This window comes from Streptomyces sp. NPDC126499, from assembly GCF_040302485.1.
In the GTDB taxonomy this organism is placed as follows: domain Bacteria; phylum Actinomycetota; class Actinomycetes; order Streptomycetales; family Streptomycetaceae; genus Streptomyces.
Genome location: NZ_JBEOUO010000011.1, coordinates 240582 through 262159 on the forward strand (window position 1 = coordinate 240582; position 21578 = coordinate 262159).

The 21578-nt window shown below is 74.5% G+C and carries 16 protein-coding genes and 1 pseudogene; 4 read left to right on the forward strand and 13 right to left on the reverse strand.

Going from position 1 to position 21578, the window contains the following annotated elements:
* Position 1 precedes the first annotated feature (1 nt).
* Positions 2-1117: an ionic transporter y4hA gene (locus ABTZ91_RS19120; RefSeq protein WP_352078338.1), complete on the reverse strand. Its 1116-nt coding sequence runs from the start codon at positions 1115-1117 to the stop codon at positions 2-4.
* Positions 1118-1198: 81 nt separating this feature from the next.
* Between ABTZ91_RS19120 and ABTZ91_RS19125 the strand changes: the two genes are divergently transcribed.
* The gene (locus ABTZ91_RS19125; RefSeq protein WP_352078339.1) at positions 1199-1717 is read left to right on the forward strand and encodes a DinB family protein; all 519 of its coding nucleotides are present in this window, start codon (positions 1199-1201) and stop codon (positions 1715-1717) included.
* Positions 1718-1722: 5 nt separating this feature from the next.
* On the opposite strand, the gene ABTZ91_RS19130 is transcribed toward ABTZ91_RS19125, so the two are convergent.
* Together ABTZ91_RS19130 and ABTZ91_RS19135 are read right to left on the reverse strand one after the other, a co-directional pair.
* Positions 1723-3288, reverse strand: a complete 1566-nt coding sequence (locus ABTZ91_RS19130) for an acyl-CoA synthetase (protein ID WP_352078340.1) — start codon at positions 3286-3288, stop codon at positions 1723-1725.
* The gene (locus ABTZ91_RS19135) at positions 3285-4394 is read right to left on the reverse strand and encodes a nitronate monooxygenase family protein (RefSeq protein ID WP_352078341.1); all 1110 of its coding nucleotides are present in this window, start codon (positions 4392-4394) and stop codon (positions 3285-3287) included. The genes ABTZ91_RS19130 and ABTZ91_RS19135 overlap by 4 nt, the downstream gene beginning before the upstream one ends.
* 170 nt (positions 4395-4564) lie before the next feature.
* On the opposite strand from ABTZ91_RS19135, the gene ABTZ91_RS19140 reads away from it, so the two are divergent.
* A complete protein-coding gene (locus tag ABTZ91_RS19140; protein WP_352078342.1) occupies positions 4565-6406 on the forward strand; it encodes a serine hydrolase in 1842 nt (613 codons plus the stop codon).
* A 108-nt stretch (positions 6407-6514) separates the two neighbouring features.
* On the opposite strand, the gene ABTZ91_RS19145 is transcribed toward ABTZ91_RS19140, so the two are convergent.
* From ABTZ91_RS19145 to ABTZ91_RS19160, 4 genes are all read right to left on the reverse strand, one after another.
* The gene (locus ABTZ91_RS19145) at positions 6515-7423 is read right to left on the reverse strand and encodes a LysR family transcriptional regulator (protein ID WP_352078343.1); all 909 of its coding nucleotides are present in this window, start codon (positions 7421-7423) and stop codon (positions 6515-6517) included.
* Positions 7424-7427: 4 nt separating this feature from the next.
* On the reverse strand, positions 7428-8627 hold the full coding sequence (locus tag ABTZ91_RS19150) for a glycine C-acetyltransferase (protein WP_352078344.1): 1200 nt from the start codon (positions 8625-8627) through the stop codon (positions 7428-7430).
* Positions 8628-8673: 46 nt separating this feature from the next.
* Positions 8674-9705: an L-threonine 3-dehydrogenase gene (gene tdh / locus ABTZ91_RS19155; RefSeq protein WP_352078365.1), complete on the reverse strand. Its 1032-nt coding sequence runs from the start codon at positions 9703-9705 to the stop codon at positions 8674-8676.
* 168 nt (positions 9706-9873) lie between these two features.
* The gene (locus tag ABTZ91_RS19160; protein ID WP_352078345.1) at positions 9874-11451 is read right to left on the reverse strand and encodes an NAD(P)/FAD-dependent oxidoreductase; all 1578 of its coding nucleotides are present in this window, start codon (positions 11449-11451) and stop codon (positions 9874-9876) included.
* Between the two features lie 116 nt (positions 11452-11567).
* Here ABTZ91_RS19160 and ABTZ91_RS19165 point away from each other — a divergent pair, with 116 nt between their 5' ends.
* Complete coding sequence (locus ABTZ91_RS19165) at positions 11568-12146, forward strand: hypothetical protein (protein WP_352078346.1); 579 nt, start codon at positions 11568-11570, stop codon at positions 12144-12146.
* A gap of 129 nt (positions 12147-12275) precedes the next feature.
* On the opposite strand, the gene ABTZ91_RS19170 is transcribed toward ABTZ91_RS19165, so the two are convergent.
* The 5 genes from ABTZ91_RS19170 to ABTZ91_RS19190 all read right to left on the reverse strand — a co-directional run bounded on the left by ABTZ91_RS19170 (position 12276) and on the right by ABTZ91_RS19190 (position 18652).
* Positions 12276-14591 (reverse strand): serine/threonine-protein kinase, encoded by a 2316-nt coding sequence (locus tag ABTZ91_RS19170; RefSeq protein WP_352078347.1) that lies wholly within the window; start codon positions 14589-14591, stop codon positions 12276-12278.
* 517 nt (positions 14592-15108) lie between these two features.
* Positions 15109-15558: a hypothetical protein gene (locus ABTZ91_RS19175; RefSeq protein ID WP_352078348.1), complete on the reverse strand. Its 450-nt coding sequence runs from the start codon at positions 15556-15558 to the stop codon at positions 15109-15111.
* 45 nt (positions 15559-15603) lie between these two features.
* The gene (locus tag ABTZ91_RS19180) at positions 15604-16878 is read right to left on the reverse strand and encodes a hypothetical protein (RefSeq protein ID WP_352078349.1); all 1275 of its coding nucleotides are present in this window, start codon (positions 16876-16878) and stop codon (positions 15604-15606) included.
* Positions 16879-17093: 215 nt separating this feature from the next.
* Positions 17094-18290: an acyl-CoA dehydrogenase family protein gene (locus ABTZ91_RS19185; RefSeq protein WP_352078350.1), complete on the reverse strand. Its 1197-nt coding sequence runs from the start codon at positions 18288-18290 to the stop codon at positions 17094-17096.
* A 161-nt stretch (positions 18291-18451) separates the two neighbouring features.
* Complete coding sequence (locus ABTZ91_RS19190; RefSeq protein ID WP_345491372.1) at positions 18452-18652, reverse strand: hypothetical protein; 201 nt, start codon at positions 18650-18652, stop codon at positions 18452-18454.
* Between the two features lie 364 nt (positions 18653-19016).
* On the opposite strand from ABTZ91_RS19190, the gene ABTZ91_RS19195 reads away from it, so the two are divergent.
* Entirely contained in the window at positions 19017-19874 is an 858-nt protein-coding gene (locus tag ABTZ91_RS19195) for a siderophore-interacting protein (RefSeq protein WP_352078366.1), read from the forward strand.
* Between the two features lie 148 nt (positions 19875-20022).
* On the opposite strand, the pseudogene ABTZ91_RS19200 reads toward ABTZ91_RS19195, so the two are convergent.
* A pseudogene (locus ABTZ91_RS19200) lies at positions 20023-21578 on the reverse strand (AfsR family transcriptional regulator); the annotation flags it as partial.

Consider the following 21578-nt stretch of genomic DNA (forward strand, 5'->3'; position numbering starts at 1 on the left):
GTCAGGGACTGAACGACAGGAACACGAAGGCGGCGAAGATCGAGAGGTGGACGCCGCCCTGGAGGAGCGTGGCCCGTCCGGGCACCACGGTCAGGGCGCTCACCGCGGCGGTGAGCACGAGCAGCACCATGTGGAGGGCGCCCAGGCCGAGGACGAGCGGGCCGGAGAGCCAGATCGAGGCGAGCGCGATCGAGGGGATCGTGAGGCCGATGCTGGCGATGGCCGAGCCGTAGGCCAGGTTCATGCTGGTCTGCATCCGGTCCCGGCGGGCCGCGCGGACGGCGGCGAGGGTCTCGGGGAGCAGGACCATGAGGGCGATGACGACGCCGACGACGGCCTTGGGCAGGCCGGCGGACTCGACGCCGTTCTCGATGGTGGGCGAGACGAGTTTGGCGTTGCCGACGACGGCGACGAGGGCGAGCACGAGCAGGCCGAGGCTGATCCAGGTCTGACGGGCGGTCGGCGGCTCGGCGTGCTCGTCCTCGTTCTCCGCGAGGTTGCCGTCCGCCGCGGCCGGCCGGGGCACCGGCAGGAAGTAGTCGCGGTGCCGGACCGTCTGGACGGCGACGAACACCCCGTAGAGGCAGAGCGAGGCGACGGCGGCGAAGGCCAGCTGGGCCGGGGAGAACTCGGGGCCGGCGTGGCTGGTGGTGAACGTCGGCAGGACGAGGGTCATGGTCGCGAGGGTGCAGACGGTGGCGAGCGCGCCGCCGGATCCTTCGGCGTTGAAGACGGCGACGCGGTTGCGGAGCGCGGCCACGAGGAGGGAGAGGCCGACGATGCCGTTGCAGGTGATCATGACGGCGGCGAAGACGGTGTCCCGGGCGTAGGTGGCGGCCTTGTCGCCGCCTCCGGCCATGAGGGTGACGATGAGTCCGACCTCGATGACGGTGACGGCCACGGCGAGCACGAGGGATCCGTAGGGCTCGCCGACGCGGTGGGCGACGACCTCGGCGTGGTGGACGGCGGCGAGCACGGCGGCGAAGAGGCAGACCGTGATGAGGCCGACGGCGAAGCCCGGCAGGTCGCGCCCCCAGCCGAGCGCGAGGCCCACGGCCGCGACGACCGGTCCCCAGGTGGTCCACTGTCGTGTCAGTCCTGCCGTACGCGAACTCATGCCCTGAATCCTGCCATACCGGGATGGAGTGCCTTCCTCATCAGGGAGGAACGCCGCCCGTGCGCCGCGTAGGGTGCCCGCATGACGGAGATTCAGGACGCGGACCGGGCCCGTGTGGATGTGGGCCCGCCGGACGGCGGGCCGGACGAGCGGGCGACGCTGCTCGCCTTCCTCGGGTACCTGCGGCAGGCGGTCGCGGCGAAGGCGCAGGGCCTCGATCCGGAAGCGGCGCGGAGGCCGGGGGTGCCGTCGGGCACCAGCCTGCTCGGCCTGGTGAAGCATCTGACGGCGGCCGAGACGTACTGGTTCGTCCGGTCGTTCGAAGGCGAGGAGGGGCCGGCGCCCGACCTCGGCATGGAGGTCACCGAGGAGGACGACCCGGAGCGGCTGCTCGCCGCCTACCGGGAAGCGTGCCGCCGCTCCGACGCCGTCGTGGCGGCCTGCGGCGATCTGGACACGCTCGCCGTCCGGCCGGCCGGGCACAAGAAGGTGCGGCGCTCGCTGCGCTGGATCCTCGTCCACATGATCGAGGAGACCGCACGGCACGCGGGGCACGCCGACATCCTGCGCGAGCAGGCCGACGGGGCCGTGGGGCGCTGAGTGCGTCACAGCGGCCGCTCGTGGCCCTCCCAGTACGGGTCGCGCAGGCGGCGTTTGTAGAGCTTGCCGTTGGGGTCGCGGGGCATGTGGGCGATGAAGTCGACGGACCGGGGCCGCTTGTACGAGGCCAGCCGGCCGGCGCAGTGGGCGAGGACGGCGGCGGCGAGTTCGGGTCCCGGCTCGTGGCCCTCGGCCGGTTCGACGACGGCCTTGACCTCCTCGCCCCGGTCGGGGTGCGGGATGCCGAAGGCGGCGGCGTCGGCGACGGCGGGATGGGCGAGGAGGGCGGCCTCGATCTCGGCGGGGTAGATGTTCACCCCGCCGGAGATGATCATGTCGATCTTGCGGTCGCGCAGGAAGAGGTAGCCGTCCTCGTCGAGCACGCCGAGGTCGCCGACGGTGAAGAAGTCGCCGATGCGGTTCGACGCGGTCTTGGCCTCGTCCTTGTGGTAGCGGAAGCCGCCGGTGCTCATCTTCATGTAGACGGTGCCGAGCCGGCCGGGCGGCAGCCGGTTGCCGTCGTCGTCGAAGACGGCGAGCTCGCTGATGGGCCAGGCGCGGCCGACGGTGCCGGGCTTCCTCAGCCACTCCTCGGCGGTGGCGAACGCCCCGCCGCCCTCGCTGGCCGCGTAGTACTCCTCGACGCAGCGGCCCCACCACTCGATCATCGCCCGCTTGACGTGCTCGGGGCAGGGGGCGGCGCCGTGGAGGGCGTGGCGCAGGGAGGAGACGTCGTAGCGGTTCCTGGTCTCCTCGGGCAGGGCGAGCAGCCGGTGGAACTGGGTGGGCACCATGTGCGTGTGGGTGCAGCGGTGGGTGTCGACGAGCCGCAGCATCTCCTCGGGCGTCCACTTGTCCATGACGACGAGCGGATGCCCGATGTGCAGGGCGGCGGCGGCGAACTGGAGGACGGCCGTGTGGTAGAGCGGCGAGCAGACCAGGTGGACGTTGCCGTCGAAGGGTTTGATGCCGAAGATGCCGAGGAAGCCGCCGAGATGCGTCTCCTCGGGGAGCCTGCCGGGCAGGGGGCGGCGGATGCCGCGGGGCCGGCCGGTGGTGCCGGAGGTGTAGTTCATGACCCAGCCGAGGGTGCGGTCGTCGGGGGCCGAGTCCGGGCGGCCGTCGAGGAGTTCGGCGTACGGGCGGAAGCCGGGGACCTGGCGGCCGGGGCCCTCACCGACGGCGTAGCGGTGGCTCGGGGCGAGGCCCGCCTCGTCGGCGGCGGCGGTCGCGGCCTCGGCGAACCGCTCGTGGGCGAGGAGGACCTTGGCGCCGGAGTCCGCGACGATCCAGGCGATCTCGGGGCCGACGAGGTGGTGGTTGACGGGGACGAGGTAGAACCCGGCCTGGGCGGCGGCGAGGTAGGCGGTGAGGAAGGCGCTGCCGTTGGGCAGGACGACGGCGAAGGCGTCGCCGCGCTCCAGGCCGGCGGCGCGCAGGCCGTGGACGAGGCGGTTGGCGTCGGCGAGGAGCCGTCCGGCGCTCCACTCCTCGCCGTCGGGGGTGATCAGGACGGTGCGGTCGGGGTCGGCGGCGGCCTGGGCCCAGAACCCGGTGGGCGGATGCGTCACCGCGCGCTCCTTCCGGCGATGCGGTTGATCCGGGTGACCGCCCTCTCGAAGCCGCGGGTGAGGTCGTCGACGACCTGCTGGACGCTGCGTTCGGAGTTCATCCGGCCGACGATCTGGCCGACGGGGGTGCCGAGCAGGGGTGTCACCTCGTACTTCTGGATGCGGGAGACGGCCTCGGCGACCAGCAGGCCCTGGAGCGGCATGGGCAGGGGGTCCGGCCCGGCCGGGTCGTCCCAGGCGTCGGTCCATTCGGTGCGCAGCTGCCGGGCGGGTTTGCCGGTGAGGGCGCGGGAGCGGACGGTGTCGCCGGAGCCGGCGGCGAGGAGCTTCTCGGTGAGGGCGCGGGAGTGCAGTTCGGCCTCGGTGGTGGTGAGCCAGAGCGAGCCGAGCCAGACGCCCTGGGCGCCGAGGGCGAGACCGGCGGCGATCTGTTCGCCGCTGCCGATGCCGCCCGCGGCGAGGACGGGAAGGGGAGAGACGGCCTCGACGACCTCGGGGGTGAGGACCATGGAGGCGATCTCGCCGGTGTGGCCGCCGGCCTCGTAGCCCTGGGCGACGACGACGTCGATGCCGGCGTCGGCGTGGCGGCGGGCGTGCCGGGCGCTGCCGGCGAGGGCGGCGACGAGGACGCCGTGGTCGTGGGCGCGGGCGACGACGTCGGCGGGCGGGGAGCCGAGCGCGTTGGCGAGCAGCTTGACGGGGTAGTCGAAGGCGACGTCGAGCTGGCCGCGGGCGACCTGTTCCATCCAGCCGGTGATGCGCCAGCCGGACGCCTCGCCCTCGGCGAGTTCGGGGACGCCGTGTCTGGCGAGGGTGGCGCGGACGAACGCGCGGTGCCCCTCGGGGATCATGGCCTCGACGTCGGCCTCGGTCACCCCTTCGACCTTCTTGGCCGGCATGACGACGTCGAGGCCGTAGGGCAGCCCGTCGGTGTGGTCCTGCATCCAGTCGAGGTCGCGGGCGAGGTCGCCGGGGGCGGTGTAGCGCACCGCGCCGAGGACGCCGAACCCGCCGGCTCTGGTGAGGGCGGCGGCCACCGCGGGGAAGGGCGTGAAGCCGAAGATGGCGTGCTCGATCCCCAGGGTGCGACTCAGCTCCGTCTTCATGGGCGGCAGGATGCCGCAGCGGTCGTGCCGAGGGAAGAGATTTTCTGATGCAGTGTCAGATTCTTTGCGGCGCCGCGCGCTTCCGCGATCCGCTCCCCCTCCGGTAGGAAAGTTTCAGATCTTGCCGGAGCGGCCGAAGTTTTCTTTCAGGAAGCGGTGAGAGGGTGGACATGACGCAGGAGTCGAGGAGCGACGGACGGGGTCTGAGCCGCAGGGCGTTCGGCGGCGGGGTCCTCGCCCTGGGAGGTGCGCTGATGATCGGTGCGGTGCCGGGAGCGGCCGCCCACGGCCCCGAGGAGGGCGGCGCGGGCGGCAGCGGTACGCACGGTGGCGCGGGCGGTGGTGCGGGCGGTGGCGTGCGGCGGACCACCCTGCGGCGCGGCTCCGCCGAGCGGGCCGGGCTGCTGCCCGAGCATCTGGACCGCCTGGTCACCGACGCCGAATCCTTCCTGCGCCCCTCCCCCGTCCACCCCTGGTACGCGGGCGCCGTGCTGCTCGCCGGACGCGGCGGGACCGTGGCGCTGCACCGGCCGATCGGCATGGCCGTGCGCTACGCGGCGTACGACGAGAAGACCGACACCGGCGTCGAACTGCCGGCGGACGAGCAGATCCCGATGCGCGAGGACACGGTCTTCGACCTCGCGTCGGTCTCCAAGCTCTTCACCTCGATCCTGGCGGTGCAGCAGGTCGAGCGCGGGACGCTGGCCCTCGAGGAGCGGGTCACGGCGTATCTGCCGGAGTTCGGTGGCGGCGGCAAGCAGGACATCACGGTCCGTCAGCTGCTCACCCACACCTCGGGCTTCCGTGCCTGGATCCCGCTCTACAAGGAGCCGACCCGGGAGGGGCAGCTGCGGCTGCTGTGGAACGAGGTGCCGGCGCATCGGCCCGGCACGGTCTACCTCTACTCCGACCTCAACCTCATCACGCTCCAGCTGATCCTGGAGGAGATCACCGGTCACCCCCTGGATCAGCTGCTCCGGATCGAGATCACCGCTCCGCTCGGGATGCACCGCACACGTTTCAATCCCCCGCTCTCCTGGCGGCCCGACATCGCCGCCACAGAGGACGCCCGCAAACCCTGGTCGGGCCTGGACCGGGGCATGGTGTGGGGCGAGGTGCACGACGAGAACGCGTACGGCATGGGCGGGGTGGCCGGCCACGCCGGGGTGTTCTCCCGCGCCTGGGACCTGGCCGTCCTCGCCCGCACGCTGCTCAACGGCGGCGCGTACGGTGACGCCCGCATCCTCTCCCCCGCCTCCGTGGAGCTGATGTTCACCGACTTCAACACCGCCTTCCCCGGCGACGAGCACGGCCTCGGCTTCGAGCTCTACCAGCACTGGTACATGGGCGCCCTGGCCACCCCGCGCACCGCCGGACACACCGGCTTCACCGGCACCAGCCTCGTCCTGGACCCCAGCACCGACGCCTTCCTCGTCGTCCTCGGCAACTCCGTCCACCCGGTACGGAGCTGGCGCTCCGGCTCCGCGCCCCGCGTCGCCGCCGCCGACGCGCTCGCCCGCGCCGTGCCCGTCCGCCCGGCCCGGGGACGCACCGCCTGGTTTTCCGGCATGGCGAGCGCCACCACCGCCACGCTCACCCTGCCGGACCTCGCCGGGGCGGCACGCCTGGAGTGCGCCCTGTGGTGGGACACCGAACCGGGCGCGGACGGCGCCGCCCTGGAGGCGTCGACGGACGGCGGGGCGACCTGGGCGGCGGTGCCGTTCACGACGGCCCGCCCCGGCCGGGAGCCCCGGCCGCACCCCGAGGGCACGGCGAGCGGCTGGTCAGGCCGCGTCTGGCACACCGTCAGGGCCGCCCTGCCCGACGGTCCGGCCACCGGGCCCGTACGGCTGCGCTGGCGGTACACGACCGACCGGCGGTATGTCGGGCGGGGCGTGTACGTGGACGCGCTGCGGATCCTCGACGCGGGCGGACGGCCCCTGTTCGACGAGGCCCGGCCCGCGGACGGGGCACGCGTGGAGGCCAGGGGCTGGGTGCGGTCGGCGGACTGACGCCGCGTTCCCGCCGTGGACGGCGGCCCGCCGGCCGCCGCGGGCCTCGGCGGGACTCGGCTTCGGCGCCCTTCGGCAGCGGGGAGGGGCCGCCGGGACCCGGCGGCCTCAGGCCCCCGACGCGGCCGCGTCCCGCAGCGCGTCGAGGACCGGACGGATCAGGGGGTGCTCCTCCGCTCCGCGCCGGACCGCCGCGAAGACCCGGCGGGTCGGGGCGACACCGTCCACCGGACGGACGAACACACCGGTCAGGTCCGTGCCCCGCAGCGCGGACCGGGGCACCAGGGCCACGCCCGCGCCGGCCGACGCGAGGGCGACGACGGCGCGGAAGTCGTCGGAGGAGTGCTCCAGACGCGGCGCGAAACCCGCGTACTCGCACGCCAGGACGGTCACGTCATGGCAGGGGTTGCCGGCGGACTGGCCGATCCACGGGTCCTTCGCAAGGTCGGCGAGCGCGATCCGCTCCCGGGCGGCGAGCGCGTGGTCCGGCGGGAGGACGGCGTCGAAGGGCTCCGCGTAGAGCGGGACACGGGTGAGCCGGGCGTCGTCCTCGCCGGGCGCGCCCCGGTACTCGACGGCGACGGCCACGTCGACCTGCCGGTCCAGGACCATGAGGAGGCTCTCGTCGCCCTCGGCGTCGCGCACCCGGACCCGGATGCCGGGCGCCGCGCGGGCGAGGGAGCCGATGGCGGGGGCGACGACGAGGCCGATGCCGGTGGCGAAGGCCGCCACCGTGACCGTACCGGCCTCGCCCGAGCCGTACGCGGCGAGCTCGGCCTCCGCGCGCTCCAGCTGGGCCAGGACGGCGTTGGCGTGGCTCAGCAGGATCTCGCCGGCGGGGGTGAGCCGGGCCCCGCGCGCGCCGCGCTCCACCAGGCGGTGGCCGGTCTCCTGCTCCAGGGCGGCGAGCTGCTGGGAGACGGCGGACGGGGTGAGGTAGAGCGCGGCGGCAGCCGCCGTGACGGTGCGGTGGTCGGCCACCGCCCGGAGGATGTGCAGCCGCCGCGCTTCGATCATGCCCCTAGTCTCGCAGGGCGGCCCGCGCGTCGACGAACGCGTCGACGGCCCGGTTGACGTCGTCCGTGGAGTGGGCGGCGGACAGCTGCACGCGGATGCGGGCCTGGCCCTGCGGCACGACCGGGTAGGAGAAGCCGATCACGTACACGCCGCGCTCCAGGAGCAGCTCGGCCATGCGGCCGGCCTCGGCGGCGTCGCCGATCATCACGGGGGCGATGGCGTGGTCGCCGGGGAGGATGTCGAAGCCCTCGTCGGTCATCCGGCGGCGGAACAGCGCGGTGTTGGCGTTCAGCCGCTCGCGCAGGTCGCCCGCGGACTCCAGCAGGTCGAGGACCTTGAGGGAGGCGGCGGCGATCACCGGGGCGAGGGTGTTGGAGAAGAGGTACGGGCGGGAGCGCTGGCGCAGCAGGGCGACGATCTCGGCGCGGGCGGCGACGTAGCCGCCGGAGGCGCCGCCGAGGGCCTTGCCGAGGGTGCCGGTGATGATGTCGACGCGGTCCATGACGCCGTGCAGCTCGGGGGTGCCGCGGCCGCCGGGGCCGACGAAGCCGACGGCGTGCGAGTCGTCGACCATCACCATGGCGTCGTAGCGCTCGGCCAGGTCGCAGATCTCGTCGAGCGGGGCGACGTAGCCGTCCATGGAGAAGACGCCGTCGGTGACGATCAGCCTGCGCCGGGCACCGCCCTCGGCGGCCTCCTTGAGCTGCCGCTCCAGGTCGGCCATGTCGCGGTTGGCGTAGCGGAAGCGGCGGGCCTTGGACAGGCGGATGCCGTCGATGATGGAGGCGTGGTTGAGGGCGTCGGAGATGACCGCGTCCTCAGGCCCGAGAAGGGTTTCGAAGACGCCGCCGTTGGCGTCGAAGCAGGAGGAGTAGAGGATCGTGTCCTCCTGGCCGAGGAAGGCCGAGAGGCGGGCCTCGAGCTCCTTGTGGACCTCCTGCGTGCCGCAGATGAAGCGGACGGACGCCATGCCGTAGCCCCAGCGGTCCAGGGCCTGGTGGGCGGCGGCGACGACCTCGGGGTGGTCGGCGAGGCCCAGGTAGTTGTTGGCGCAGAAGTTCAGCACCTCTCCGGGGCGGCCGCCGGAGGTGACGGCCACGGTCGCGGACTGGGGGGTGCCGATGACCCGCTCGGGCTTGTGCAGGCCGGCCTGGCGGATGTCTTCGAGCGTGGCGCGCAGGTCGTCGCGGACGGAGTCGAACATGAGGGGGCTCCTTCGGGAGTCGGGCGAACTGGGGCGAGTGAACCCCTTAAGAAGCATTCCAATCGAGGATGATCTTGCCGCTCTTGCCGGAGGCGGCGTCGTCGAAGGCCGCGTCGAAGTCGCGGTAGTCGTAGCGGCCGGTGATCACCGGGGCGAGGTCCAGGCCGCCCTCCAGGAGCACCGACATGGCGTACCAGGTCTCGAACATCTCACGGCCGTAGATGCCCTTGATGGTGATCATCGAGGTGACGATCTTCGCCCAGTCGACGGAGAAGTCCTCGCTGGGCAGGCCGAGCATGGCGATCTTGCCGCCGTTGGTCATGTTGGCGACCATGTCGCGCATCGCGCGCGGGTTGCCGGACATCTCCAGGCCGACGTCGAAGCCCTCCTTGAGGCCGAGGACGCGCTGGCCGTCGGCGATGGTCTGCTCGGCGACGTTGAGCGCGAGCGAGACACCGGTCTTGCGGGCCAGGTCGAGGCGCTCCTCGCTGACGTCGGTGATGACGACGTGGCGGGCGCCGGCGTGCTTGGCGACGGCCGCGGCCATGATGCCGATCGGGCCCGCGCCCGTGACCAGGACGTCCTCGCCGACGAGCGGGAAGGAGAGGGCGGTGTGGACCGCGTTGCCGAAGGGGTCGAAGATCGCGGCGACGTCGAGGTCGACGGCGACGCGGTGCACCCACACGTTGGAGGCGGGCAGCACGACGTACTCGGCGAAGGCGCCGTCGCGGCCCACGCCGAGGCCGACGGTGGCGCGGCACAGGTGGCGCCGGCCGGCCAGGCAGTTGCGGCACTTGCCGCAGACGAGGTGGCCCTCGCCGCTGACCAGGTCGCCGACCGTGACGTCGGTGACGTCGCGGCCGGTCTCGACGACCTCGCCGACGAACTCGTGGCCGAGGGTGAGCGGGGTGTCGATGGTCTTCTGCGCCCAGCCGTCCCAGGACCTGATGTGCAGGTCGGTGCCGCAGATGCCGGTCCGCTTGACCTTGATCAGGACGTCACCGGGGCCGGTCTCCGGCTCGGGCACGTCCGTGAGCCAGAGTCCCGGCTCCGCCTTCTGCTTGACCAGTGCCTTCAATGTCACGGCTCCCGACGTGCGCGTCCTTTTGATGTGCGGGTCAGGGCACGGCGAAGCGCCCAAGATCCCTGGAAGAAATCTTCCCTACCTCGGGCTTCCGGTCCATCGAGGTTTTCTTAAGCGCCCTCGCAGATCAGCTTCACGCCGCTGGCGGGGGCGGCGCGGGCGTCAACCCGCCGCCCGTTCCAGCACCGACATGGCCGCGTTGTGGCCGGGCACGCCGCTCACCCCGCCGCCCCGGACGGCGCCGGCCCCGCAGAGCAGGACGTTGGCGTGCGCGGTCTCGACGCCCCACGTTCCGCCCTGCTCGTCCCCGTGCTGTTCTTCCGCGTACGGGAAGGAGAGGTCGCGGTGGAAGATGTGGCCGCCCGGCAGCCGCAGTTCGCGTTCGAGGTCGAGCGGGCTCTTCGCCTCGATGCAGGGCCGGCCGTCGGCGTCGCGGGCCAGGCAGTCGGCGATCGGCTCGTCGAGGCAGGCGTCGAGCTGGGCCAGGGTCGCCGCCAGGAAGGCGTCACGGGTGCCGTCGGGGTCGGCGGCGAAGAGCCGGGCGGGCGCGTGCAGTCCGAAGAGGGTGAGGGTCTGACAGCCGCGGGCGGCGGCCTCCGGGCCGAGGATGCTCGGGTCGGTGAGGGTGTGGCAGTAGATCTCGGAGGGCGGCGCGCCGGGCAGCCGTCCGGCGGCGGCCTCGGCGTACGCGTCGGCCAACTGCCCGTAGCCCTCGGCGATGTGGAAGGTGCCGGAGAACGCCTCGCGCGGGTCGACGGCGCGGTCGCGGAGCCTCGGCAGCCGGGTGAGGACCATGTTCACCTTGAGCTGGGCGCCCTCGGCCGCCGCCGGGGCCGGTTCGTCGAGGAGGGCGGCGAGGGTGTGCGGGGAGGCGTTCACCAGGACGTGCTCCGCCGCGACGACGCCCTCGCCGTCGGCGGTGCGGTAGGCGACCTCGGCCCGGGTGCCGTCGGTGTCGATCCGGGTGACCTCGTGGCCGGTGAGGAGGGTGGCCCCGGCGGCGCGCGCCGCGTCGGCGAGGGCGTCGGTGAGGGCGCCCATGCCGCCGACGGGGACGTCCCAGTCGCCGGTGCCGCCGCCGATGACGTGGTAGAGGAAGCAGCGGTTCTGCCGCAGCGAGGGGTCGTGGGCGTCGGCGAAGGTGCCGATGAGGGCGTCGGTCAGGACGACCCCGCGGACCAGGTCGTGGGCGAAGTGCCGCTCGACGGCGACGCCGATGGGCTGCTCGAACAGCATGTCCCAGGTCTCGGCGTCGTCGACCCGGGCGCGCAGTTCGGCGCGGGTCGGCAGCGGCGCGGTGAGGGTGGGGAAAATGCGGCGCGCGGCCCGCGCGGTGCGGCCGTGGAAGGCCCGCCACGCCTCGTACTCGCGGTCGGAACCGGTGAGCGCGGCGAAGGAGGCGCGGGTGCGGTCCCGGTCGCCGCCGACGAGCAGGCCGGAGTCGCCGGACGGGGTGCGGTAGGGCGTGTACGAGGAGACGGACCGTTTCCGCACGGTGAAGCGCAGCCCGAGGTCGCGGACGATCTTCTCGGGGAGGAGCGAGACGAGGTACGAGTAGCGGGACAGCCGTACGTCCACCCCGGCGAAGGGCCGCGTGGAGACGGCCGCCCCGCCGGTGGTGCCGAGCCGTTCGAGGACGAGGACCCGCCGCCCGGCGCGGGCGAGGTAGGCGGCGGCGACGAGGCCGTTGTGTCCGCCGCCGACGATGACGGCGTCGTAGGAGCGCTGCGCTGCGGTCATGCCTCTTGCTAGCACCCCGGCCGCGGTCCCACCAGACGGCCTTCCTGGAGACGTGGGACGGGGGACGCCGGACGGCCGCTGAGGCGCTGACAGTGGCGTGCCCTACGGTCGGGGCCATGGGGAACCACTACCGGACGCTGGTCGTCCAGGACGTCTCGGCCGGGGAGGCGGAGGGGCTGGCCGCGCGCGGGCTGCACTGGTTCGTCTCGGGCGGCGTCGTGCGGGCCGAACGCAGCGAGGACTGCGTCTTCTTCGCCCGGTACGGGCATCCGCCCGGCCCGGAGTGGTCACGGGCGGTGGCCGAAGCGCGGTGGAGGGCCGGCGGCGGAGTCGCGGTCCACGTGGGGCGGACGCTGTTCCACGGCTGTCCGTTCTCGTGCGCGTACGCGGTCTGCCCGAACTGCGCCGCCCGGACCCGTTTCCTCACCCCGGGCGGGGAGGCGGTCGAAGGCGCCTTCGATCCCTTCGCCGCGTCCCTACGCGCGTGGGAGCGGACGGGTGCGGCCACGGCCGACTGCGGCGCCTGCGGCCGGGCGGGCGACCTGACCGCGTGGGGCTGGGACGGCGACTTCTTCGCGCTCGGTCACCTGGGCTTCGCGTTCTGGGACTGGCCGGAGCTCGCGCCGGACTTCCTGGCCGCGTTCGCGGAGGTGCTCGGCGGGCGCCGGTTCGCGCACGTGGCCGGGAAGCTCTGACCGTACGGTGTCGGTCCCGGCGCGGTCACACGTCGGCGCCGAGACGTTTTCCGGCGGGATCACGCGGCGGGGCAGAGGCGTTCTTCCGGCGGGATCACGCGGCGGGGCAGAAGCGTTCTTCCGGCGGGGTCACGTCCCGCCGCCGAGGCGTTCGCGGCAGTGGGCCTCGTCCGCGCGGGCGGACCGGGTGTCCGGGTGGTCGGGGCCGAGGAGGCGGGTGCGGGCCTCGGTCACCCGGCGGTACTCGGCGAGGGCCTCCTCCCAACGCCCCAGCCAGCCCAGCGCGATGGCGGTCTCGCGGCGGCTGACGAGGGTGTCGGAGTGGTCGGCGCCGAGCACCCGGGTGCGGGCGGCACAGACCGCGCGCGCCTCGGCGAGGGCCTCCTCCCACCGCCCGAGGCGGCCCAGGTTCACGCCGAGGCCGTGCCGGGCGCGCAGGGTCTCGGGGTCCTCGGGTCCCGCGGTCCTGGTGCGGGCGGCGACGAGCTCCCGGTACAGCTCGGCGGCCTCCTCGGCGCGGCCGAGTCGGCCCAGGCAGATGCCGGCCTCGTAGCGGGCGGCGAGCGTGTCGGGGTGATCGGGTCCGAGGACGGTGCCACGGATCCCGGCGATCTCGCGGTAGTGGCGCAGCGCGTCGGACCAGCGCCCGAGCCGGCCGAGCGCGTGCCCCACCTCGTGACGGGTGGCCAGCGTGTCGGGGTGCTCCGCGCCGAGCAGCCGGGCGCGTGCGTCGGCGACCTCGCAGGCGGTCGCGTACGCCTCCGCGACCCGGCCGATCCGCCCCAGGGTGAAGGCCAGGTTGTGGCGGCAGCGCAGGGTGTCGGGGTGCTCCGGGCCCATGGTCCGTTCGCGGACCGCGAGCACCGCCTCGTACACGGCGTGGGCCTCGGCGTGACGGCCGAGTCCGCCGAGCACGTACGCGGTCTCCTGGCGTGCGGCCAGGGTCTCGGGGTGGTCGGTGCCCAGGGTCCTGGCCCGCCCCTCGGCGACCGCGCCGAACTGGCGCAGGGCCTCGGCGGGCCGGCCGAGCCGGGCCAGGGCGAAGGCGAGTTCGTAGCCGCTGGCGAGGGTGTCGGGGTGATCGGCGCCGAGGACCCGCGCCCGGTCCCGTACGACCGTACGCAGCAGCTCGGCGGCCTCCTCCCACCGGCCGAGCCGGCCGAGCCCGAGCCCGGCCCGGTGCCGGCCGGCGAGCACGGCGACGAGCTCGGGCGCGGAGGCGGCCGCCCCGGACGGGTGGCGGGGGTGGTTCGGGCCGGTGCCCTGGGGTCGGGAAGGGGCCCCGCCGGTCACCTGGACCTCGGCCTGGGAGTGGCCGTGGGGCTGCGCCCGAAGCGGGTCCTCGAAGTGGCCGTGGGGCTGCGCCTGAAGCGGGTCCTCGGCCTGGGCCGCTTCCTGGTGGGAGGTGGTCGGGCGCGCCGCGCGCGTCCACTCGCCCGTCAGGGCCGTGGTCGGGTCGTACGGCGGCATCGCGCGCCCCGCGAGGGTGGTCGTGGCGGCGCGGCCGGTGCCCATGGCGCGGGCCCAGGCGGGGAGCGCGGGCGGGGCGGGCGGGGCCGTCGGGGCCGGGTAGACCGCGGATGCCGTGGCCGCGCGGCCCGCGGCGAGGCGGTCGCGCAGCACGGCCGCGTCCGCCGGGCGGCCGTCGGGGGTCTTGGCGAGCAGGTCGAGGACGACCAGGTCGAGGTAGTCCGGGAGTTCGGCGCGGTGGCTGCGCAGCGGCAGGGGCGTGGTGTCGCGGTGCCCGATGAGGATGGACCAGGTGTCACCGAGGTCGAACGGCGGGACGCCGGTGGCCAGTTCGTAGAGGACGCAGCCCAGGGAGTACAGGTCGCTGCGGTGGTCGACCTCGCCGCCGCCGATCTGCTCCGGGCTCATGTAGTGCGGGGTGCCCATGGCGATGCCGGTGCCGGTGAGGCGGGAGGTGAAGCCGATGTCGGCGCCGAGGCGCGCTATCCCGAAGTCGCAGATCTTCACGGGGCCGTCGGCGAGCCGCACGATGTTCGCCGGCTTGAGGTCGCGGTGCACCACGCCCTGGCGGTGGGTGTAGGCGAGGGCGTCGGCGACCTGCTCGGCGATGTCGACGACCTCCGCGACGGGAAGGGGCCGCTTGCGGTTGTCGGCGAGCAGCTGGCTGAGGTTGCGCCCGTCGAGGAGCTCCATGACGAGGAAGAGCACGCCGTCGGACTCGCCGAAGTCGTGGACGACGGTGATGCCGCGGTGCTGGAGGGAGGCGGCGACCCGGGCCTCGCGCCGGAAGCGTTCGCGCAGCACGGCCAGGTTGGCCGGGTCCCGCTGCTGGCCGAGCGGCCGCAGGCACTTCACGGCGACGCGCCGGCCGAGCGACTCGTCGGTGGCCCGCCACACCTCGCCCATGCCGCCGCGGCCGATCACCTCGTGCAGCCGGTACCGGCCCTGGACCAGCCTGGTGTCCGTGTCCGCCATCGCGTGCTGTCGCCCCCGTCTGCCCTGGTCCTCCCCGGCGTGTCCAGTATGGCGGCCATGGCGCGCGGTCAGTACGGCGCGGGTCGGGTCGGCGGGCGGAGCCGTCTCCGTCGAGCGGCGGGCGGAACCGTCCCCTCACGCGCGGGACGGGCCGCGCGGGCGGTGGCGGGCGGCGGTGACGGTCGGGTGCTGGGCGGGCGGCGAGCGGTGGGCGTACGGAGGCAGGGCGTCGTACGCGAGGGCGGCCACGCGCCGCCGGATCACCTCGCGCGCGGGCCTGAGGGCCGGCGGCACCGGGGCCGGCGCAGGACGAGGTCGACGGTCGGTGTGCGATCGGCCCGGTACCGGGCGGCCCGGTACCGGGCGGCCCGGTACCGGGCGGCCCGGTACGCGATCGGCCCGAACCGGACGAGGCCGAACCGGACGGCCCGGTACCGGACGGCCCCGTACCGGATCGAGCGGCGCCGAGCCGGCGCTACCGGCCCGGCGCCACCCGGCCCGGCGGCGCCGTACCGGGTCAGTGCCAGACCGTCTGCACCGAGTCGAGCTGGATCCAGGTGATCGGGTTCCCGGCGTTGCCGCCGTAGACGTTCACCGACCCGGACGGGTTGATCTCGAGGCGGCAGGCGTTGACGCCCTGGCTGTTGTTGCGGGGCGCGACGCCGCGTACGAACGCCGTCGGCGCGGCGAAGCCGTCGGGCAGCCTGCCGATCTTCGCGTCGGAGGCCAGGTTGCACGTCACCAGGCCGCGGGCCTGGAGGAACGGGGTGCCGGCGAGGGTGACGAGCCGGACCTCGGGGGTCGCACCGGCGCTCGGGGTGATCCCGGGCTCCAGGACGAGCGGGGTCCAGGCACCGGCGTCGACACCGGCGGCCGCGGCCGGGGCGGCGGTGACGAGGCCGCCGACGGTGAGGGCGGCGGGCAGGGCGAGGGCCGCGCCGAGGACGCTGCGGCGGTTGTGGGACATGGGTGGTCGGCTCCTTGGGGCCAGGGGACGGAAACGGAGGTGGGGCTAGCGCCAGACGGCGCTGAAGGCGTCGAGCTGGGCCCAGGTGATCGGGTCGGTGGAGCGCCCGCCGTACAGGCGCAGCACGCGGTCGTTCCCGGCCTCGACGCGGGCGACACTGGGGCCGCCGTTGGTGCTGTCGCGCGGCACGGTGGCGCGGGCGACCACGCTCGGGGTGAGCGCGTCGGGCAGGGTGCCGATGACCGCGTCGGCGGTGAAGTTGCCCCTGACCCCGCCGGAGAGCTGGAGGGTCGTGGTGCCGGCGAGGCTGATGAGGCGTCCCCGGGGCGGGTGCTGATCGGCCGTCACTCCGGCGGCCAGCGTGATCGGCCGCCAGTCGGTGAGGACCTTCACGCCGTCGGTCTCGGGGCCCGCGGACAGGGACATGATCGTGCAGGTGCGCGGTCCGGGGTTCTCGCAGGCGAAGCCGAAGTGGAGGTGCGGGACGCCGTCGTGGACGGCGACGGTCATGCCCTCGGGCTCGCGCCAGACCAGGCCGGGGCCGGCGGTGATGTGCCGGTGGTCGAGCTGGTTGCCGGTGGCCCACTCGAAGGCGGTGATGTACGTGTTGCCGGGCAGGGGGGCGTCGTAGAGGCTCTGGCCCTTGAGCGTGTAGAGCACGCCCGCGTGGGACGCGTACCCCTGGAAGTCGGCGCCGGCCTCCGGGATGTCCGGGCTGAGCGTCTGGAGGGCCTGCCACTCGCCCGCCGTCGCGCGGGCCAGGTCGTAGCGCGCGTAGGACGCGACGCCGCCGAGGGTGTAGCGCACCACGAGCTCGCCCGCGCTGTGGTCGATGGTGGGGGTGACGAAGCGGGCGGCCGGATCCGGGGTGTACGGCGGGGTGTGGCGCGCGGTGCCGTGGTCGACGACATCGCCGTTGCGGTAGGCGAAGCTGGTCACGGCGGTGCCGTAACCCTCGTTCTTGCTGTTGGGCACGGACGCGGTCTCGGTCCACAGCCAGACCGTTCCGCCGCGGTTCTCCACTCCGAGGTTGACGCCGTGTCCGAACCCGCGCAGGTACATGTGTCCGGTGAGGGTGCCGCTCCGGGTGAGGCGGGTCAGGCACAGGTCACCGTTGGCCTTGCGGGTGGGGTAGTCGACGGCGGCGGCCTCGTCGGACAGCCGGATCCCGGCCTCCATGACCTGGAGCACGAAGATGTCCCCGGAGACCGGGTCGATGCCGAACGACTGCATGACGGTGCCGTTCTGGAGCCGGCGCCGGTGGAGCAGTTTGCCCACCGGGCCGGCGATGTCTATCTGTCCTGGGACGGTGATGCTCAACGGCGAGGCTCCTCGAAGGGGGTGGCGGCTTCCCTGATGATCGAACCGCGCCAGTGTGCCACTCCCCCGGCCTCACGGGGAGGCGGGCCTCCGGTCGACCGTGGTGCGGGGAGAGCTGCCCAGGAAGGACCGGCCGCGCTCGCCGGTGCCCGCGGGACGGTGGCGAGGGGATGGTCGCGAGGGCGGTGGCGGGCGGCGGGCGGCGGGTCAGCGGGTCAGCGGCGGACCCGGGGCATGCCGAGGCCGATCCAGGCGATGATCTCGCGTTGGATCTCGTTGTTGCCGCCGCCGAAGGTGAAGATGACGGCCGAGCGGTAGCCGCGTTCGAGTTCGCCGTGCAGGACGGCGCCGGCCGAGCCCTCCTTGAGGGCGCCCGCCGAGCCGGTGACCTCCATGAGCCAGGCGTAGGCGTCGCGGCGGGCCTCGGAGCCGTACACCTTGACGGCGGAGGCGTCCTGGGGGGTGAGGGTGCCGTTCTGGACGGCGCTCACCATCTGCCAGTTGAGGAGCTTCATGGCGTCGAGGCGGGCGTGGGTGCGGGCCAGGGTGCGGCGGACCCAGCCGAGGTCGAGGACGCGGCGGCCGTCGGCGAGCTTGGTGCCGGCGGCCCAGCGCCGGACGTCGTGCAGGGCGCGGATGGCCATGGTGCCGTGGGCGGCGAGGGTGACGCGTTCGTGGTTGAGCTGGTTGGTGATCAGCCGCCAGCCCTCGTTCTCGTCGCCGACCCGGCGGGAGCACGGGACGCGGACGTTCTCGTAGTGGCTCGCGGTGGTGTCGTGGGAGGCGAGGGTGTTGATCAGGGTGCAGGAGTAACCGGGGTCGCTGGTCGGCACGAGCAGCATGGTGATGCCCTTGTGCGGCGGGGCGGCGGGGTCCGTGCGGACGGCGAGCCACACCCAGTCGGCGGTGTCGCCGTTGGTGGTCCAGATCTTCTGTCCGTTCACCGTGTAGTGGCCGGTGGTCTCGTCGCCCTCGCGGACGGCGCGGGTCTTCAGGGCGGCGAGGTCGGTGCCGGCGTCGGGCTCGCTGTAGCCGATGGCGAAGTCGATCTCGCCGGAGAGGATCCTCGGCAGGAAGTACGCCTTCTGTTCCTCGGTGCCGAACCGCATGATCGTCGGGCCGACGGTGTTGAGCGCCATCAGCGGCAGCGGTACGCCGGCCTGGGCGGCCTCGTCGAAGAAGAGGAACTGTTCCATGGGTGTGAGCCCGCGCCCGCCGTACTCGGTGGGCCAGCCCACGCCCAGCCAGCCGTCGGCGCCGAGCCGGCGCACGGTCTCGCGGTAGAAGCGCTTCCGGGCGGCGGGGTCGGCGTAGCGCGCGTGGGCGGCCACGTCCTCGGGGACGAGCTCGGCGAAGTAGGCCCGCAGTTCGGCACGCAGACGGCGCTGGGCGGGCGTGTACTCGAGGTGCATGGCGTCTCCCGTGGCTCGGCGCTCCGATGCTCCGCGCGGTGCGGCGCCACGGTAGAACGTGTTCCATAAATGCGGAAGGCCCGTGCGCCGACCGGTGGCGTACGGGCCCGTCCGCGCCGCCCGCGAGGGCGGTCCGTCCTCTGGGGGAGCGGTTCGGCCGCTCAGGGCAGCAGTTCGTCGAGGGAGGCTCGGCCCTTCTCCGCCATGCGCCGCTCGGCCCAGGCGAGATTCTTCGGATTCACGTCGCGACCGGAGGCGAGGACCAGGTCCTCGGCCGTGAACTCACCCTCCGACCCGGCGTGCAGCAGCCTGTCGGGCGTCGGGATGTCCCCCCGGGACGTCTTGTCGGTGTCACCGTTCATGCCGCCTCCTCGTTTTTCGCAGGCACTGGCCATTCTCCTGGCCTGCTCTCCGTCCCGCATCCGGGCGACGGTGCCGACGGGGCGCGGGGCCGGGAGGGGGGCGGGCCGCGTGGTGGGCGCGGGCGTGAGGGGGGCGGGGGCGCCGGGTCGGCGCGGTGTCGGGTCGGCGCGGCGTCGGGTCGGCGCGGTGTCGGAACGGTGTCGGTGGCATGTCGACGCGGACGGGGAGGCTGGCGGACGCGTCAGACGACCGCCAGCGAACCAGGAGCCCGCATCGATGACCCCTCCGTCCCAGCCCCAGTCCCAGCCGCAGTCCCCGGCCCAGCCCCAGTCCCAGTCCCAGTCCCAGTCCCAATCCCAGCCTCTGCCCCTGCGCCGCGTCCGCGTCAGGGACGTGCGGCCCCTCACCCCACGCATGACCCGGGTCACCCTCGGTGATCCCTCCCTGGCCGGGGCGGCCCTCGCCCGGCCCGACGCGCAGGTGAAGCTGTTCTTCCCCCGGCGCGGACAGACCGAGCCCGTACTGCCGGCCCCGGATCGGGACGGCGACGTGATGCGCTGGTACGCGGCCTACGCGGCGATCCCGGAGGAGCGGCGGCCCTGGATGCGCAGCTACACCGTGCGGGCGCACGACCCGGCCGCCGGGACCGTCGACATCGACTTCCTGCTGCACGGCGGCGGCGAGGACGGACCGGCGACGCGTTGGGCGCGCCGAGCGCGCCCCGGGGACGTGCTCGGGATGTTCGGCCCGTCGGACCACTTCGCCGCGCCCGTCGATCCGGGCGCGGGCGACTGGGCGCTCCTCGTGGCGGACGCCTGCGCGCTGCCCGCCCTGGCGACGGTCGCCGGGGCGCTGCCGCCGGGGCGGCCCGCGGTCGCCGTCGTCCTGGTCGCCGACGCGGCGGAACGGCAGCCGCTGCCGACGGCCGGGGACCTGAGGGTGCGCTGGGTGTACGGGGAGGGGGCGGCCGGCGAGGAATCCCTGATCGCGGCCGTACGGGCGGAGGCGGGAAGGTTCCCGGCCGGCGCGCCGTACGTGTGGCTGGCCGGGGAGGCCGGGACGGTACGGGCCCTGCGCCGTCACCTCGTGGAGGAGCGGGGCATCGACCGGCGTGCCGTCGACTTCGCCGGCTACTGGCGCCGACGGCTCACCCAGGACGACGCGCCGACGCCGGAGGACCTGGCGGAGGCGCGGGAGCGGTTGGCGATGCGGGAGGGGTGACGGGGCCTGGGGCGGCGCGGCGGGCGGTGGGGGCGGTACGGCCGGAGCGGGGTCACTGCGGGACCGAGTGACGACTGCCGGCCGCGGCGACCGGCACCCGGTGACCGGACGGCCGGCTCACGGAGCAGGCCGGTGGCGGCCGGTCGGGTCAGCGCCGCCTCGTCGGCGCGTTCCGGACGAGCGCCGCGGCCTCCCGCACGGTGAGAGTGCCGCCCTCCTCGTAGTGGGCGGTGAAGACGTCCGGGGCGAGGGCGGTGTGCAGGGCGCGGGCGGCGTGGGTGCGGAGGGCGGCCTCGGTGGGGGCGGTGAGGGGGCGGATGCCGGCGCCGGCCGGGGCGCCGCGGTGGGCGTCGTACGCGCCGAGCAGCCGTGCGCCCTCCGTCGCCGCGCCGGTCCCCGCAAAGGCCCAGGCGGCGGTGGCGAACTGGGTGACGATCAGGTAGGGGGCGACGAGGTGGGCGAGGGCCTCCATCTCCCGGACCGCCCGTGCGAGTCGGGCGGCGGCGTCGTCGAAGGCGCCGTCCAGGCAGTCGAGCCAGGCGTGGAGGCCGGCGAGCATGCCGTGGAAGAGGCCGGGGGTGAGCTCGCCGCACTCATCCTCCATGAGGCGGACCTGGGCGCGGGCCAGGGACGTGCGGCCGGTGCCGCCGTAGTGCTGGGCGAGCAGCAGACGGGGCGTGCTCACGGCCTCGGTGCCGGCCTCGCCCGACTCCCGGGCGGCCTCGACGAGCAGGCGTTCGGCGTCGGCGCGGGCCACCGGGTCGTCGGCGACCGCCGGGGTGCGGAGCCGGAGGGCTGCGAGCAGCGCCTTGAAGACGGGGACCTGGGAGCGGGCGCCGAGCCGGGCGGCGGCGTCCATGGCCCGTGCGAAGTCGGCGGCGGCCTCGCCCGTGCGGCCGGCCCGCTCGTACGTCTCGCCCCGCGCGGCGAGGGCCTCGGCGATCCCCCACGAGTCCCGCACGGTCTCGAACCGTTCCAGCGCCTCCTCCGCGTCCCGCGCCTGCCCGCCGAGGAGCCTGGCGCGGAGCAGCAGGGCGAAGGCGAGGTCCCAGTCGTCTCCGTGGTCGCGGGCGGCGGCCACGAGGGCGGCGAGGGTCTCGTCGAGGCTGCCGAACCGGCCGGTCATCAGCTGGGCGAAGAACCACATCGTGCCGGGGTGCCGGGCGGTCTGCGGCAGACCGGGCCGGTACGCGGAGACGACGGCATCGAGCCGGGCGCGGGTCTCGGGCCGCTCCAGCGCGGTGGCCCCGTCCCCGCCCTCGGTCGCGAGGGCGAGCAGCCGTCCGCCGCGCCGCGCCTCCCACAGCCGCTCCCCCGTCCACGGCGGCGGCACGTCCACGCACCGCCCCGCGAACGGCTCCGCCGGCCGCACTGCTCCGACGAACGGATCGGGTCCGAGCCGGGTCGCCTCGCGCAGCCAGGTCCGGGCGTCGTGCAGATGGTTGCGCAACTGCCAGAACCAGCTCATGGCGTGCACGAGGCACAAGGTCTCCTGCTCGTCCCCCAGCCGTACGGCGGTCCGCAGCGCACCGCGCACGTTGTCGTGCTCCACCTCCAGCCGGGTCGTCGCCGCCGCCTGCCCCGGCCCGCGCAGTGCTGCGTCGCCGCCCCGGGCGAGCTCGCGGTAGTACGTCAGGTGCCGCCGCTCGACCGCCGCCCGCTCCCCCGCCTCGTCCAGCCGCTCCCCCGCGTACTCGGCCACCG

What these genes read in the sequence shown, in the direction of transcription:
- ABTZ91_RS19120 (WP_352078338.1), bottom strand. Translation starts at nt 1,117, where the DNA reads ATGAGTTCGCGTACGGCAGGACTGACACGACAGTGGACCACCTGGGGA.
- ABTZ91_RS19125 (WP_352078339.1), top strand. Translation starts at nt 1,199, where the DNA reads ATGACGGAGATTCAGGACGCGGACCGGGCCCGTGTGGATGTGGGCCCG.
- ABTZ91_RS19135 (WP_352078341.1), bottom strand. Translation starts at nt 4,394, where the DNA reads ATGAAGACGGAGCTGAGTCGCACCCTGGGGATCGAGCACGCCATCTTC.
- ABTZ91_RS19140 (WP_352078342.1), top strand. Translation starts at nt 4,565, where the DNA reads ATGACGCAGGAGTCGAGGAGCGACGGACGGGGTCTGAGCCGCAGGGCG.
- ABTZ91_RS19145 (WP_352078343.1), bottom strand. Translation starts at nt 7,423, where the DNA reads ATGATCGAAGCGCGGCGGCTGCACATCCTCCGGGCGGTGGCCGACCAC.
- ABTZ91_RS19150 (WP_352078344.1), bottom strand. Translation starts at nt 8,627, where the DNA reads ATGTTCGACTCCGTCCGCGACGACCTGCGCGCCACGCTCGAAGACATC.
- ABTZ91_RS19160 (WP_352078345.1), bottom strand. Translation starts at nt 11,451, where the DNA reads ATGACCGCAGCGCAGCGCTCCTACGACGCCGTCATCGTCGGCGGCGGA.
- ABTZ91_RS19165 (WP_352078346.1), top strand. Translation starts at nt 11,568, where the DNA reads ATGGGGAACCACTACCGGACGCTGGTCGTCCAGGACGTCTCGGCCGGG.
- ABTZ91_RS19170 (WP_352078347.1), bottom strand. Translation starts at nt 14,591, where the DNA reads ATGGCGGACACGGACACCAGGCTGGTCCAGGGCCGGTACCGGCTGCAC.
- ABTZ91_RS19175 (WP_352078348.1), bottom strand. Translation starts at nt 15,558, where the DNA reads ATGTCCCACAACCGCCGCAGCGTCCTCGGCGCGGCCCTCGCCCTGCCC.
- ABTZ91_RS19185 (WP_352078350.1), bottom strand. Translation starts at nt 18,290, where the DNA reads ATGCACCTCGAGTACACGCCCGCCCAGCGCCGTCTGCGTGCCGAACTG.
- ABTZ91_RS19190 (WP_345491372.1), bottom strand. Translation starts at nt 18,652, where the DNA reads ATGAACGGTGACACCGACAAGACGTCCCGGGGGGACATCCCGACGCCC.